The sequence below is a fragment of the Sphingobium sp. genome (assembly GCF_041987595.1).
In the GTDB taxonomy this organism is placed as follows: Bacteria; Pseudomonadota; Alphaproteobacteria; order Sphingomonadales; family Sphingomonadaceae; genus Sphingobium.
Genome location: NZ_JBHIWJ010000112.1, coordinates 1 through 12,465, shown reverse-complemented (window position 1 = coordinate 12,465; position 12,465 = coordinate 1). Strand labels below are relative to the sequence as shown.

The following is a 12,465-nucleotide window of genomic DNA, read 5'->3' as shown; positions in this document are numbered from 1 at the left end:
CATCGTGCTGCTCGTCACGGCGCTGATTTTCCTCGCGCGCGAGCACCGGATTTCGCTTGAGCGCGGGCTCGAAGCGACGCGCAGCCGCGAACGGCTGGAGGCCATGCAGGCCGCCGGTCATGCCGATGCGATCGCCCTATTGGGCGAAGGCGATGATGACGCAGCGCTGAAGGCGGTTTCGCAAGGCGGCTATGATGTCGTGCTCGACATCATCTACGGTCCGCCCGCCGAAGCGGCGATGCGCGCCACCCGGCCCGGCGCGCGCATGATGAGCATCGGCGTGCAGGCCGGGCCAACGGTCACGCTGTCCCTGCGCGATCTCGTCTTCCGCAGCCATATCGGCGTCGGCACCGGGCAACGGCCGGCCAGCGAGCGCCGCGCCGCCTATGACCGGCTGATCCACATGGCGATGACCCAGGGCCTGACCGTCGACACATGCCGCTATGCCTTTGCGGATGCGGCCGACGCGTGGGCGGCGCAGGCCGGCAGTCCCCATGGCAAGATCGTCATCACCCGCTGATCGCATGGGAAGCCCCGCCTATATCGACCCCACCGTCCGCATCTTCGGCGATGTGCGGCTGGGCGACGATTGCAGCCTCTGGCCCTATGCCGTCGTCCGTTCCGAACGAGCGCATGTATCGATCGGGCGCTGCGCCAGCGTGCAGGACCATGCGATGGTCCATATCGGATGGGATGATCCCACGATCATCGGCGACTATTGCACTATCGGTCATGGCGCGGTGGTCCATGGCTGCATCATCGAACCCGCCTGCCTGATCGGCATAGGCGCGACCATCATGGAACGGTGCGTCATAGGGCGCGGCTCGATCATTGCCGGACACAGCTTCCTGCCGCCCGACAGCGTGATCCCGCCGCATTCGCTCGTCATGGGCACGCCCGGCCGCGTGGTGCGCCGCATCGACAAGCTGCGCACGAACGTCGTCGACGCGCTGCTCTATCGGGACAATGGGCGCGCCTATGCCACAGGCGGCCATCGCATCTGGGAAAATGCCGACATGGCGAAGCTGGGCGAAGAGGCCGATGCAATCCTTGCACGCGAAGCCGCGGGCTGGAATGACCGGGGCATCGCCCAATCCCACGGAAAATAAGAAAGCGATCATGCCCGACACGCCCGTCTTGACCGAAGATGCCATGCTGGACCTGCTGTTCCGCGACGCCCGCACCCATAATCAATGGAGCGACCGGCCCGTCACCGCTGAGACTGTCCGAACCCTTTACGACCTTGCCAAATGGGGACCGACGACCGCGAACAGCAACCCCGGCCGCTTCGTCTTCCTGCGCTCCGCCGCCGCCAAGGCTCGCCTGAAACCCCATCTGAGCGCGGGCAATGTCGACAAGGTGATGCAGGCGCCCTGCACCGTGATTATCGCGGGCGACACCCGATTTTACGAATTTTACGGCAAGCTTTTCCCGTCGCGTGACATGCGCAGCACGTTCGAGGGCAAGGACGCGCTGATCGCGGACACGGTGGCGCGTTCCTCGACGCTTCAGGGCGCTTATCTCATCATGGCGGCACGGGCGCTCGGGCTCGATTGCGGCCCGATGTCGGGCTTCGATCAGGCGGGCACCGACGCGGAATTTTTCCCGGACGGCCGGTGGAAAAGCAATTTCCTGTGCAATATCGGCTATGGCGATCCGGCAGGACTCTATTCCCGCAACCCCCGGCTTGATTTCGAAGAGGCCTGCCTCGACCTATGATGCGGGGTGAGGCGTCCGCCACAAGGCGAACGCCCTCCCATTTTTCAGCTTGCGGGCGTCCACACCAGCGGCAGTGCGACCGGCTGGATCATCCCCAGATGACATTCCACCTGATGGCCGGGTGCGATGCGGAAGTCGGGAATGCGCGAGAGAAATTCCTCCATCGCGATCCGCAGCTCGCGCCGCGCCAGATGCATGCCCACACAGGTATGGATGCCGAAACCGAAACCGACATGACGCGGCCGCCGGTCGAGCCGGACCTCGGCAGGCGCGTCGAACTCGGCCGGATCGCGGCCGGCGAGCGTGGTGGACATCGCCACCTTGTCGCCGGGCATGAAGCGGATGCCCGCCACTTCCGTCTCCTTCTTGCAGGTTCTAAAAGTGGTCACCGCGCCATAGGCCCGCATCAGCTCGTCTATGGCGTGCGGAATTTCCGACGGATTGGCGCGCAGATAGGCCTGATCCTCCGCATGGCTACCCAGATGCCGGAAGTGCAGGCCCATATTGGTCGAAACCGTATCCAGCCCGCCAATGAACAGATTGAACATGAAGCCCAGCAGTTCATCGTCGGTCAGCGCCCGGCCATCGATCCGCCCCTGCACACCGAAGCTGATGAGGTCATTGCGTGGGTTGGCTCGCCTGTCCTCGATCTCCCCACCCAGATAGGCAAGCACGCTGCGCGTCGCCTCGGCAATCTTGGACAGGTCGTGATTGTGGAGCAGGTTCATTTCCCACTCCATGAACTCGCTCACCCGGTCGTGCGGCAGGCCCATCAGTTCCATGAACACCTTGATCGGAAATTCAAAGGCGAATTCGCTCATGAATTCGCACTGGCCGCGTAGGGCGAAGGCGTCGATATATTCCACCGCATAGTGCCGGATCTTGTCTTCCAGCGCCGCCATCGCCTTGGGCGTGAAGGCAGGATTGACCATCTGGCGAAAGGGGCCATGGGCGGGCGGATCGAGCTCCGCTGGGGAATTGATCCAGTTGCCCCCCACCAGCTTGGAGAAAGGCGAAAAGTCGGTCGAGGAAAAATGATCGGTGTCGAGATAAATTTCGCGCAGATGCGCCATGCGCCGCGGCACCCAGGCGCCGGTTCCGCCGGGATAGGCGTGGGCGGCATAGATGATGTCAGGCCCCTCATGCACCTGCATCGCCAGATCGTCGAACGGGTCCTTTGCCGTCGTCATGCCGAAGATGAAGGGAAAATCCTTGCTCACCAGCTCGGGCGGCACATGATCGGGAATCGGCTGCTCCGGAAACATCATCGCACTTACTCTCCTTATATTTTTTGCCGGGAATTTCGGGTGGACATTGGGACACCGTCCACCCGCCAGGCACCTGTCTTTCAGAAGGATCGCGGCAGGCCGAGGCTCTCCGCAATGCCATTGCGCACCATTTCGTTGGTGATGGGGCCAATGCGCCACAGGCGGCTGTCGCGCCAGTAGCGCTGCATGTCGGTTTCCGCCGAATAGCCCATGCCGCCCAATATCTGGATGCCCATATCGGCTGCGGCATTGGCGTTTTCGGACGCCATGAGCTTGAGCATATTGGCCTCGACGCCGACATTCTCGCCCCGGCTCTGCTTGTCGGCGCAGTAATGCAGCATCAGTTCGGTCGTCTTCTGCATGGTCGCGATGTCGGCGATATAATGTTGCAAGCTCTGGAACCGGCCGATGATCCCGCCAAAGGCCTTGCGCTGCTTCATATAGTCGAGCGCGTCTTCCAGCACGCCGTCGATGACGCCCAGGCAGAAGGCGCCTACCATGATGCGCTCATTATTGAGAGTCGGCAGCAGCATGTACCAGGCCTTGTCCGGCTCGCCCAGAACATGCTCGGCCGCGACGAACGCATCCTCGAAATGAACGGAGCAGCTGCCCATCGATCGCATGCCAAGCTTGGCCAGCGGCGTGATCTTCACGCCTTGCGTCTTCGTCGGCACCCAGAAGAGAGTCAGGCCCAGATGCTTCTTCTCGACGGTCCTGTCGCTGCGCGCGATCACCAACAGATAGTCGGCGACATGCGCGGAGGAAGACCAGATCTTCTCGCCATTGAGCTTCCACCCGCCATCGACCCGGTCGGCGGTGGTGGCCATCGCACCCAGCAGGTCCGTGCCGCCGCCCGGCTCGGTAAAGGCGATCGCGGCCTTCAACTGGCCCGTCGCGATCAGCGGCAGATATTTCGCTTTCTGTTCGGCCGACCCGTAAAGCCCGATGGATTTGGACCCGGCAAAGCTGGTGATGCCCCATATCCACGCCAGACCACCCAGCGATCGGGCCAGTTCCCGCGCCAGCAGCATCTGCATGACGATGTCGCCGCCCTGCCCGTCATAGTCTTCCGATATGCCGACGCCGTGGAACCCCGCTTCGGTAAACTTGTCCCACAGTGCAAAAGGATAGTGGTGCTCGTCCTTTTCCAGCGCGCGCGCCCATTCCTTGGGCACTTCCTTGTCCACCCACCGGCGCACCATGTCCCGGAAGGAACGATATTCTTCGGGCAGTTCGAAATCCATTGTCAGTCCTTTTGGTGTTGATCTTGATCGCCGCCCGGCACGGCTTCGCTATCGCACAGGGCGATCAGACGCGCCGCCATCCGGTCGAGGCAGGCCAGCACGCCGTCCCGATCGCCCGCCATGAACGCCTGCAATATTGCCTCATGCTGGCGCAGACCGCTTTCGCGGAGAGTTGCAATGCCGTGCAGGAAAATGAAGCGGGCGATCAACCCGCGCCGGTCCAGCGTCGAGCGCAACAGTTCGCGGCTCTCCGAGGCCTTGATGAAAATGGTATGGAAATCGAGGCCGGCCATGACCGCGGCCATATATTCGCCGCTCTCCACTGCCGCCCGATAGCGCGCGATCGCCCGCTCCAGTGCTACGATCTCCGCCGCGCCGATACGGGGCATGCCCCAGCCATAACCCAGCCGCCACAGTTCGGCCTGCACGCGGATCAGGTCCCGGGTCACGTCAGGGTCGATCGGTGTCGCCCGCTTCAGCCGGTGCGTTTCGACCTCGACCAGCCCCTCCGAGGCCAGCGTGCCCAGCGCCTCCCGAATGGGTGTCGCGCTCACATTCAGGTCCTGCGCCAGTGCCATTTCCCGCAGCAGAGCGCCGGGCGGAATGACGCCGGACACGATCCTCGATCGCAGCACCGCCGCCACGGCCTGACGCCGCGTCGCCGGGGACTGTAAAGTCTCGGCCGAATCGTGCCGATCCGGGGTCAAACCCCAATAGGGTTCGGAATATATGTCCTGCGATTCCATATTCTATAGAATGGAGCAGCGCAGAGCGGTCCGTTCCTCTCCAAGGATAGGGTGTCGTTGGGCCGGGCGCCTGTAGAGCGGCATGATGAAATGCCCCAGATGCAAAACGCCGCAGGAAGGTTATGGAGGGTGGTGCCGCGCATGCGGCCATGCCGGCGGTAACATTCGTCGCGCGATGCTGTGGACGCTGCTGCCCACAGCAATGATCGCGGTCATATTGCTCGTCCGGATCGGCTATGCCGAAATGACGCGGCAGGGCAGCAGCCGCAACATCTACAGCAACGCCATCGAAACCCAGAGTGCGACCGGCCGGAGCGCGGCCTTCGCCAAGCTGATGCATGATGCGGGACAGACATGCACGCGCACGTCCAAGGCTCTGTTCAGGGGCGATATCGGTCCCAATGCCGCCTGGGCGCTGCGGTGCGAGGATAGCGGCGACTGGCTGATCCTGATCGCTTCCAACGGCGCGACGCGCGTGGCCAGTTGCGGTCCGCTGGACAAGGCCGGGACGCCTTGCTGGACCCGGCTCTAGGGCCAATCGACATTCAGATGATGACGTGCCGAAAATGGTGGTTTTTCGTGACCCTTGGAACGAGTCACGTGCCTCGTTCCAACGCAGCGTACTAAAAGTACGTGAGCACCGGAAGCACGGAAATTGAAGCGAGTCACGTGCCTCGCTTCAACCATTTGCAGGCCGTCAGGGCTGAATGTCGATTGGCCCTAGGGCATCGGCCACTCCTGGAGCCAATTCCTCTCCGATTGCATTCGGGGTCCGTCGGTCAGCCCAGCCCCTCCCCACTCCGCCACCAGCCAAGGCGAGGCGCGGCCTGTATCATCACATCCCATGCCCGCACGCTTGCCGCTTCGATGGCGGCGGGGTCTGCACGAAGCCCGGCGAAGGTGCGTTCAATCATCTCGTCAATATAGGCGCGTGGCTCGACCGACCGGAGCATCAGGCGCCGCCGCGCCTCGATCGTCATGCCGACGATCAGGTCCACCGCCACGTCGAGCGACCGGAACGTCATCTGCCCGCCATTCCGCGCGGCATCCAGCGCGTCGCGCACCAGCAGGTCGAACATGCTCGCCCGCGCGAAATAATCGACATAGTCGACGCGGCAGGTAAAACCGCCCCAGCGCGGATCATGCCAGGCCCGCGCCATCGCCATGGCCGCGCCGCCGACCGCCCGGACCAGCGGGTCCGTCACATCGTCGAACAGCCTGCGGAAATCGGCGATCAGGTCCGCCGTCATCCGCTCGCCCAGTTCATTCACCGCAGCGTCAAGGGAGTCGAAATATTTGTAGAAACTGCCGCGCGACACGTCCGCGGCGCGGATCACGTCGTCGATCACCAGACTGCCGCTGCCCTGCCCCGGCTGATACAGGTCGAGCACGGCGTCCAGCAACCGCTCACGCATCCGTGCACGCCTGATTGCCGCCGCCGCCGTGCGCGGATCGACAGCGGGGGAAACAGGCACGGCGTCGGTCATCGCCTCCCTATTGCATCGGGTGGAAATAGCGCGCAAGCAGGCTGCCATCCTCGCCGAATATATAATGTTCGATGCTGTGCACGCTGACAGGATGCCCGTTATAGTCGCCTTCATTGCGGACATAGATGACCGCTTCGTTGCCGCTCACCTTCACATCCTCGACGATCAGCTTCCATCCGACATATTGCCCGCACAGCGCCTCCAGCTTGTCCCAGCCTTCCTGCACCGGGCCGGTGGCCGGGTCCTGCACCTTGAAGCCGCCCGGCGCGATCGCGCGGAACGCCGCAATGAAATCGTCAATACGGCCCTCGCTGAACAGGTCGGCCTGGGTCTTCAGGAATGTTGCGATTTCCTGCGCGGTCGGTTGTGCCATGATATTATGTCCTTCTCCTGTCATTTCGGTTCCGCCCAGACCGGGGCCGGCGTGATGTCGGGCAGCAGGGCGATATTGGACGGAAGGCCCGTGATCGCCCGGCCATAAAGCTCCAGCGAAAGCTGCCCGTTCAGCGCATTGTGGCGGGTGCCGACGCTCAGGTCGCGCCACATCCGCTGCAAGGGGCTGGAAAGGGCAAAGGCGCCCGGCCCGGCGACATCCATCAGCCGGTTGCCCGCCGCGCGCAGCAATTCCATCGCATAGCCGCAATCGGCCTGGAGCTGCGCCTTGTCAAAGCCCGTGAGCACGCGGCGTTGCGCGGTTTCGTCCAGCATCCCGGCGGCCCGGCGCACATGCAGCCAGGCCGAATCGATCTCCATCGCCGCGCGGCCGGTCATGCCGACCAACGCCTCCGAACCGCTCTGCCCGGCATAGGTCCAGCCCACCACCTGCCGCTTGGGCATCGCCTGCACCACACCTTCGAGCAGCGCCGTCGCCGCGCCCAGCATCGGCGCGAGCACGCCGAGGGGAAATAGCGGCTCCATTGGCCAGCGGTCGCGCGGCTCCAGCCCCTCCATCGCCAGGATCGCCTCCGCGGGCGGCCTGCGCGACGACCAGAGGATCAGTTCCTCCGGCACGAACAAATCCTGCGCGACAATCATGTTGCTGCCGGAGCCGGCCATGCCCGCGACATGCCAGTTGTCCTCGATCGAACAGGCCGCATCGCGCAGGTCCAGAAACGCCAGAGCCTGTTCGGCGCCCCGATCCGTATCGATCATGACGCCGTTCAGCGCCCAGTCGGCGTGAAGGCATCCCGATCCATAGCCCCAACGCCCCGAGACGCGATAGCCGCCCGGCACCGCGACCGCTTTGCCCGAAGGCGCGGAGGCGCTGCAAAACAGTTCCTCGCCGGTTCGGAACAGCCGCCCCGTCATGGTCGGCGGCAGTGCGAGCGCGGTCCCGGTGATCCCCGACAAAAGACCATAGGCCCAGGCGGTGCCGACGCAGCCTTTGGCCAGTTCGGCCACGGTCTCGATATGGGTGGTCAGCCTGTGTCCGGGGCCGCCCGCGCGCTGGGGCGCCGTGATATGGAACAGGCCGGACGCGCGCAACGCCGCCATCACCGGCGGAACGATCCGCCGCTCGCGTTCGCAGGCGGCGGCATGGTCCTCCAGCAAGGACCGCAGCGATGCGGCGATGCCCACGGGATCAGCGACGAAGGCCACAGGGCGCTTGTCCGCCATGCGCTTTTCCACTGCTTCAGATCGCATCCGAATCACCTCCTCTCATTAGCATTTTCATTTAATGACGTTTTTGTCATTATACGACAAGCACCCCTCCGACATTCTTTTGCCATGTGCCTCCCCATGGGCCGTTTCATTCCGATTTGATGCGGCCCTGCCTCCCGATAGGCTGTCGCGGGGCGCTCCTCTTCTAGGGTCCGCGCAATCGCCGACAGCGCCGATAAGGCCGGCACCAAGAGAGGACTTGCACGCGATGCGTAAAATCGACCTTCCGCCCTTCGACCGCGCCGCTTTCGCCGAAAAATACGGTCCCTGGGCCGTCATCGCCGGCGCTTCCGAAGGGACCGGCGCCTGCTATGCGGAACAGCTCGCCGCCATGGGCATCCATCTGGTACTCGTCTCACGCCGGCAGGAGGCGCTCGATGCGCTGGGCCAACGGCTGGCGGCCGAACATGGCATCGAATATCGGGCCATCACCGCCGACCTCACCGAACAGGGCATGGGCAGCCGACTGGTCGAGGCGACCGCCGATCTCGACATCGGCCTCTATATTTCCAATGCCGGCGCCGACGGCGCGGGCAACAGCTTCCTGGGCGCACCGGTCGATCGCTCGTTGCGGCTGCTGACGATGAACGCCGCCAATGTGCTGGAGGCGGTCCATGGTTTTGGCAATCGCTTCCTGAAGCGCGGCAAGGGCGGCCTCGTCGTCATGTCATCCGGCGCGGGCCTTGGCGGGCAGCCCTGGCTTGTCATGTATTCCGCAACCAAGGCTTTCGAACTCAATTTCGTCGAATCGCTCTGGGCGGAACTGGACGGGCAGAATGTCGACATCGTCGGCATGGCCGCGCCGATCATGGACACGCCGACCCTGCGCCGCGCCACCGAGGGGCTGGGGATGGATTATTCCATTGCCTATGATCCCGCCGAGGTCTGCGCTCTTGCCCTCGCCAGCCTCGGCAAGGAACCGCTGGTGATCGTGCCCGATGGTCCGGATGAGGGGAAAATCCCGCAGATCCAGGCCGATCGCAAGACCCGCCTCGTTGCGCTGGCCGAATGGGGCAAGGCCTATACCGCCGCCGCGAAGGGCTGACCGGGCACGAAGAAGGGGAACAGGAAATGACGGATCAGGTCGACGTCGTCGTCATCGGCGCAGGGCATAATGGCATGGCCGCCGCCGGATATCTGGCGAAGGCAGGCAAGAAGGTCGTCGTGGTCGAGCGCCTGGCCAAGGTCGGCGGCATGACCAGTTCGGGCTATATGATTCCCGAAGCTCCGGAGCATATGGTGACGCCCTGCGCCGTCGAACTGCTGTTCGCGCGCAAATCCGGCATCATTGAGGACTTCGACCTGCACAAATACGGCCTGCGCACTGTCGATCCCGATCCGACCTACGCCTATCTCCATCCCGACGGCAGCTCCATCGCGCTTTTCTACGACTATCATCGCACGGCCGAGGATATTGCGCGCATCAACCGCAATGACGGCAAGGCCTATCTGGAGTTCATGAAGACACTGAACGTCATGATGGACATTGGCTTTCCGCTCATGATGGCCGAGCCGGGGCGGCCGGACGTCAGAAATCTCTCCAAGATGATCGGCAGCGCGGTCCGCAATGTCCGGTTGAAGGACGAGCTGATCGCCATGTCGAAGGCGACGGCCGACCAGATCGCGTGCGAGCGGTTCGAGCATCCGGCAACGATCGCCCTGCTGCTCGGCATCGCGGCAGGGGCTGGCCCCGTCGACGATGACGGCAATGCCGCCGCCTATATGATCTTCGCCGTCACCCATAAATATGGCACCGGCAAGCCGATCGGGAGCCTGCAATCCTTCTCCGACGCGCTCGCGCGCAGCATCGAGGCTTCGGGCGCGACGATCGAACTCAATGCGCCCGTCGCCGAGATCATCGTCGATGACGGCGCGGCAAAGGGCGTGCGGCTGGAGGACGGTCGGGTCATCCGCGCCAAAATGGTGATCGCGACCTGCGATCCCCGCACGGCCATGCGCCTCACGACGCCCGGCGGCGTGCCGCGTGCGCTGACACAGCGGATCGAACATGCCCCGGCGAACCGGTCGAACGCCGCGCCCTTCCTCGCCAACATCGCCATGTCGGGTCCGCTCAGCCTCAAGAAGCATCAGGACCTGCGCCATGATGACGCCGATCTCAACAAGGCGGTCGGCCTGATCGGCACACCGGAGGAAGTGCGCCAATCCTTCGCCATGGCGCGGCGCGGCGACATTCCCGACCGGCATGCCATGTCGCTCAGCCCGCTGTCCAATTCCGATCCGACGCAGGCGCCTCCCGGCGGCTCGCTCGCCTATGTCTACCTGCCGGGCGTGGCCGTGGATGCGCGGGAAGGCTGGTCGCCCACGCTCAAGGACAGGACCATGGCCTCTGTCATCAGCCATCTGGGTGAATTTTACGACGGTCTGGACACGGAGGTCGGCCGCTTCGTCGAGACCGCGCGGGAACGCGAAACGCGCCTCAACGTCACCAATGGCTGCGTGACCCATATCGACTTCGGCGCGCTGCGCTCGGGCGTCCATCGCCCTGCCACCGGCTTTGGCGGCCCCAAGCCGCCTTTCCCCGGCTTCCTGATCGGTGGCGCGGGCGCGCATCCGGGCGGCGGCGTATCGGGCATTGCCGGGCGGATCGCAGCCAACCGGGCGCTGCGCGAACTCAAGAAAATCAGATAAGGAACTTCCCGCATGTCGAGCATGCCCAATCCGGTCGGCATTCCCGCCCATCTGGACGATGTGACAGCGCAATGGCTGACGCAGATCATGCAGCCGCGCTATCCCGGCATTGTGGTCGAGGGGATGGAGGAGGTGTTCCTCCGCAACAGCCACACCACCAAATATCAGGTGAGACTGACCCTCAACGATGTCGGCAAGGCGGCGGGCATTCCCGAAAATGTCTGCCTCAAGGCCAATTGGGCGCAGTTCGACAGTCAGGGCATCTGCCGCCTCGAAGCCCGTTTCTATGAGGATTTTCGCCGCCACGTCGCCTTCCCCGCCCCGCGATCCTATTTCGAGGCATGGGACCCGTGCCCCGACAGCGGTCAGGGACTGGTCGTGATGGAGGATCTGTCCATTGAGGGCGGCCATTTCGGCATCAGCACCGACCATATGGGCGTGGAGGAAGCGGCGCGCGCGGTCGCCAGCCTCGCCCGCATTCATGGCGCCTTCTGGGACAGCCCCGTCCTTCACGCGGCTGACTGGCTGCCCGTCTCCATGGCGACGCCGGTGGACACGCAGCAACTGACCATGATGTACGGCTTTGCCGAGCAGAACCATGCCAAGCCTGACTATCAGGCCTTCCTGCCGGGCTGGATCAAGGGCGATCTCTCCCGCCTGCATCACGTCTACAACGCCCTGATCGATTTCGCGCGGACCAAGGAACAGGGGCCATGGTGCCTCGTTCATGGCGACAGCCATCAGGGCAACAGCTATGTCCGCCCCGATGGCGAGCGCGTTTGGCTCGACTGGCAGCTCGTCCGCAAGGGACGGCCGATCCGCGACTTCACCTATTTCGTGCTGGGCGCCCTCACGATCGAGGAACGGCGCGCCCATGACCGGGAATTGCTGCGCCACTATCGCCGCTGCCTGGTCGAAACGGGGGCGCTCGGCGTGCCGGACGACGACACGCTGTGGGAATATTATCGCCGCTGGCCGCCCTATGCGATGCAGGCGTGGATCGCGAACATGGACGAATGGGGCCAGAAGGGCACGCATATCGTCGAGCGCATCTTCGTGGCGGGCGAGGATCTGGGCACCGTCGCGGCGCTCGGCATCCAGTTTTGACGAGGGGGGTGATCGGATGACCGCCGCCATCACCGCCTTCCGCGCCAATGTTCCACAGGAGGCTCTGGACGATCTGCGCCAAAGATTACGCCGCACCCGCTGGCCCGAGACGCAGACGGTCAGCGACTGGAGCCAGGGGGTGCCACTCGCGGCGCTGCGCGATCTGTGCGCCTATTGGGCGGAGGGCTATGACTGGCGGCGGTGCGAAAGGACGCTCAATGCCCTGCCCCAGTTCACCACCCCGATAGACGGTCTTTCGATCCATTTCATCCATGTGCGCAGCCCCCGGCCGGATGCGCTGCCGCTGATCCTGACCCATGGCTGGCCGGGATCGGTGCTGGAGTTTCTGAAGGTGATCGGACCACTGACCGATCCCGCCGCCCATGGCGCGCCGGATGCCCCGGCCTTCCATGTCGTCATACCCTCCCTGCCCGGCTACGGCTTTTCGGACAAGCCAATGGCCACCGGCTGGGGCGTCGAGACAATCGCGGATGGCTGGATTCAGCTCATGCGCCGGCTGGGCTATGACCGCTTCGTCGCGCAGGGCGGCGACTGGGGCGCGGCGGTCACGACCGCCATCGCC

Annotated in this window: 14 protein-coding genes; 8 read left to right on the top strand and 6 right to left on the bottom strand. The window is 64.1% G+C overall.

The window, feature by feature from the left end; translation table 11 throughout:
• The 3 genes from ACFC3J_RS19475 to ACFC3J_RS19465 form a co-directional block, all read left to right on the top strand.
• A partial coding sequence (locus ACFC3J_RS19475; RefSeq protein ID WP_375197708.1) for a zinc-binding dehydrogenase occupies positions 1-520 on the top strand: 520 nt, incomplete at its 5' end.
• Between the two features lie 4 nt (positions 521-524).
• On the top strand, positions 525-1,109 hold the full coding sequence (locus tag ACFC3J_RS19470; protein ID WP_375197707.1) for a gamma carbonic anhydrase family protein: 585 nt from the start codon (positions 525-527) through the stop codon (positions 1,107-1,109).
• Between the two features lie 10 nt (positions 1,110-1,119).
• Positions 1,120-1,719, top strand: a complete 600-nt coding sequence (locus tag ACFC3J_RS19465; protein ID WP_066563049.1) for a malonic semialdehyde reductase — start codon at positions 1,120-1,122, stop codon at positions 1,717-1,719.
• A 44-nt stretch (positions 1,720-1,763) separates the two neighbouring features.
• Here ACFC3J_RS19465 and ACFC3J_RS19460 read toward each other — a convergent pair whose 3' ends face one another.
• From ACFC3J_RS19460 to ACFC3J_RS19450, 3 genes are all read right to left on the bottom strand, one after another.
• Positions 1,764-2,987 (bottom strand): cytochrome P450, encoded by a 1,224-nt coding sequence (locus tag ACFC3J_RS19460; protein WP_102999831.1) that lies wholly within the window; start codon positions 2,985-2,987, stop codon positions 1,764-1,766.
• An 80-nt stretch (positions 2,988-3,067) separates the two neighbouring features.
• Entirely contained in the window at positions 3,068-4,231 is a 1,164-nt protein-coding gene (locus ACFC3J_RS19455) for an acyl-CoA dehydrogenase family protein (RefSeq protein ID WP_375197706.1), read from the bottom strand.
• Between the two features lie 2 nt (positions 4,232-4,233).
• Positions 4,234-4,977, bottom strand: coding sequence for a GntR family transcriptional regulator (locus tag ACFC3J_RS19450; protein WP_375197705.1), 744 nt, complete (start codon positions 4,975-4,977; stop codon positions 4,234-4,236).
• Positions 4,978-5,152: 175 nt separating this feature from the next.
• Here ACFC3J_RS19450 and ACFC3J_RS19445 point away from each other — a divergent pair, with 175 nt between their 5' ends.
• Positions 5,153-5,509 carry a hypothetical protein gene (locus tag ACFC3J_RS19445; RefSeq protein ID WP_066563057.1) on the top strand — a complete coding sequence of 119 codons (357 nt, stop codon included), beginning with the start codon at positions 5,153-5,155 and terminating at the stop codon, positions 5,507-5,509.
• 247 nt (positions 5,510-5,756) lie between these two features.
• Here the strand turns inward: ACFC3J_RS19445 and ACFC3J_RS19440 are convergent, their stop codons facing one another.
• The 3 genes from ACFC3J_RS19440 to ACFC3J_RS19430 are packed head-to-tail and all read right to left on the bottom strand — an operon-like array spanning position 5,757 to position 8,108.
• Complete coding sequence (locus ACFC3J_RS19440) at positions 5,757-6,464, bottom strand: TetR/AcrR family transcriptional regulator (protein WP_102999828.1); 708 nt, start codon at positions 6,462-6,464, stop codon at positions 5,757-5,759.
• Positions 6,465-6,471: 7 nt separating this feature from the next.
• Positions 6,472-6,837 carry a hypothetical protein gene (locus ACFC3J_RS19435; protein ID WP_102999827.1) on the bottom strand — a complete coding sequence of 122 codons (366 nt, stop codon included), beginning with the start codon at positions 6,835-6,837 and terminating at the stop codon, positions 6,472-6,474.
• Between the two features lie 20 nt (positions 6,838-6,857).
• Complete coding sequence (locus tag ACFC3J_RS19430) at positions 6,858-8,108, bottom strand: acyl-CoA dehydrogenase family protein (RefSeq protein WP_226869706.1); 1,251 nt, start codon at positions 8,106-8,108, stop codon at positions 6,858-6,860.
• 226 nt (positions 8,109-8,334) lie between these two features.
• On the opposite strand from ACFC3J_RS19430, the gene ACFC3J_RS19425 reads away from it, so the two are divergent.
• The 4 genes from ACFC3J_RS19425 to ACFC3J_RS19410 form a co-directional block, all read left to right on the top strand.
• Positions 8,335-9,171, top strand: coding sequence for an SDR family oxidoreductase (locus tag ACFC3J_RS19425; RefSeq protein WP_066563066.1), 837 nt, complete (start codon positions 8,335-8,337; stop codon positions 9,169-9,171).
• Between the two features lie 26 nt (positions 9,172-9,197).
• The gene (locus ACFC3J_RS19420) at positions 9,198-10,775 is read left to right on the top strand and encodes a phytoene desaturase family protein (RefSeq protein WP_375197704.1); all 1,578 of its coding nucleotides are present in this window, start codon (positions 9,198-9,200) and stop codon (positions 10,773-10,775) included.
• 12 nt (positions 10,776-10,787) lie between these two features.
• A complete protein-coding gene (locus ACFC3J_RS19415; RefSeq protein WP_375197703.1) occupies positions 10,788-11,882 on the top strand; it encodes a phosphotransferase in 1,095 nt (364 codons plus the stop codon).
• Between the two features lie 16 nt (positions 11,883-11,898).
• A partial coding sequence (locus ACFC3J_RS19410) for an epoxide hydrolase family protein (protein ID WP_375197702.1) occupies positions 11,899-12,465 on the top strand: 567 nt, incomplete at its 3' end.

Bases quoted from the DNA above. Each gene is read 5' to 3' on its own strand.
- ACFC3J_RS19445 (WP_066563057.1), top strand. From the start codon at position 5,153: ATGCTGTGGACGCTGCTGCCCACAGCAATGATCGCGGTCATATTGCTC.
- ACFC3J_RS19465 (WP_066563049.1), top strand. From the start codon at position 1,120: ATGCCCGACACGCCCGTCTTGACCGAAGATGCCATGCTGGACCTGCTG.
- ACFC3J_RS19425 (WP_066563066.1), top strand. From the start codon at position 8,335: ATGCGTAAAATCGACCTTCCGCCCTTCGACCGCGCCGCTTTCGCCGAA.
- ACFC3J_RS19415 (WP_375197703.1), top strand. From the start codon at position 10,788: ATGTCGAGCATGCCCAATCCGGTCGGCATTCCCGCCCATCTGGACGAT.
- ACFC3J_RS19430 (WP_226869706.1), bottom strand. From the start codon at position 8,108: ATGCGATCTGAAGCAGTGGAAAAGCGCATGGCGGACAAGCGCCCTGTG.
- ACFC3J_RS19420 (WP_375197704.1), top strand. From the start codon at position 9,198: ATGACGGATCAGGTCGACGTCGTCGTCATCGGCGCAGGGCATAATGGC.
- ACFC3J_RS19435 (WP_102999827.1), bottom strand. From the start codon at position 6,837: ATGGCACAACCGACCGCGCAGGAAATCGCAACATTCCTGAAGACCCAG.
- ACFC3J_RS19455 (WP_375197706.1), bottom strand. From the start codon at position 4,231: ATGGATTTCGAACTGCCCGAAGAATATCGTTCCTTCCGGGACATGGTG.
- ACFC3J_RS19460 (WP_102999831.1), bottom strand. From the start codon at position 2,987: ATGATGTTTCCGGAGCAGCCGATTCCCGATCATGTGCCGCCCGAGCTG.
- ACFC3J_RS19450 (WP_375197705.1), bottom strand. From the start codon at position 4,977: ATGGAATCGCAGGACATATATTCCGAACCCTATTGGGGTTTGACCCCG.
- ACFC3J_RS19470 (WP_375197707.1), top strand. From the start codon at position 525: ATGGGAAGCCCCGCCTATATCGACCCCACCGTCCGCATCTTCGGCGAT.
- ACFC3J_RS19440 (WP_102999828.1), bottom strand. From the start codon at position 6,464: ATGACCGACGCCGTGCCTGTTTCCCCCGCTGTCGATCCGCGCACGGCG.